General features: G+C 59.8%; 1 protein-coding gene. It reads right to left on the reverse strand.

The annotated features are described in order from the left end of the window. Position 1: 1 nt before the first annotated feature. A complete protein-coding gene (locus ACX80X_RS21230) occupies positions 2-1,084 on the reverse strand; it encodes an IS630 family transposase (RefSeq protein ID WP_252609431.1) in 1,083 nt (360 codons plus the stop codon). Positions 1,085-1,139: the final 55 nt, after the last annotated feature.

A 1,139-nucleotide genomic window follows, 5' to 3' on the forward strand; every position in this document is an offset into this window, starting at 1 on the left:
CCTAGTGTTCCGTGTTAATGGTTTGTTTGCGTTTCATCTTGCCCAGGAGATAGTCCGCTGATTTGGTCCAGGTGAATGGTTTGGCGTCCTGGTTGTAGTTCTCGATGTACCGTTCCATGGTTTGTTCGAGCTCTTTGATGGAGCTGAATGCGCCGCGTTTGAGGCACTGGCGGGTGATGATCCCGAAGAAGATTTCCACCATGTTCAGCCAGGAACAGCTGGTCGGGGTGAAATGCAGGCTCACGCGCGGGTTTTCGGCCAGCCAGTCCTTCACGTTTTGGTGCTTATGGGTCGCATAGTTGTCGCAGATGACATGCAGTTCAACCCCGGGGTGGGCATCGGCGACCCGGCCCAGGAAATCGACGAACTCGATGTTGGTGTGCTTTGGGTAGAAGGCGTTCGCGCTGAGTTTGCCGGTAAGGACCTCCAGGGCGGCGAACAAAGTGGTGGTGCCGTTGCGCTTGTAGTCGTGGGTCTGCTGCAGCGGGTGCGTCGGGGACAATGGCTGGTCCGGGCCGGTGCGGGACAGTGCCTGGATTTGGGTCTTCTCATCGATACTCACCACCACCGCGTTTTCCGGCGGGGACATATACAGGCCCACTACGTCCCGGAGCTTGGACTCCAGAGCGGGGTCGGTGGAGAACTTGAACGTCTCGATCCGGTGGGGCTGGATTTTCCAACGGCGCCAGATCCGGGCGACGGAGGAAAAGGAGATTCCGTGGCGTTCGGCCATGATCCGAGCCGACCAGTGCGAGATTCCCAGCTCCGCCGGCGGGTTCCCGTCATTGGTCAGGGTGTCAGCGATCAGGGCGAGTTCGTCTATCTCCCGCTCCCGGCCCGGGCGCTGGGCATCGGACAGGGCCTCGATCCCGCCCTCGGCGTAGCGGTTGCGCCACTTCAAAACCGTGGGTGCCGAAAACCCGGTGATCTTCTCGATCTGGATATTCGGCATCCCGTCGGCAGCCAACAAGACCGTGCGCGCCCGCAAGGCCACTGTCGCGGTGGACGCTTTCCCACGCGTCAGGGCCTCCAGGTCCCCTCGGTCCCCGTCGCGCAATTCCAATGCCCTTGCCAGATAAACCATGAATCAAGTCTGACAAACAATCAGACCCAAAGTAATCAACGACACGCTACACTAG

This window comes from Pseudarthrobacter sp. MDT3-1 (assembly GCF_054510755.1).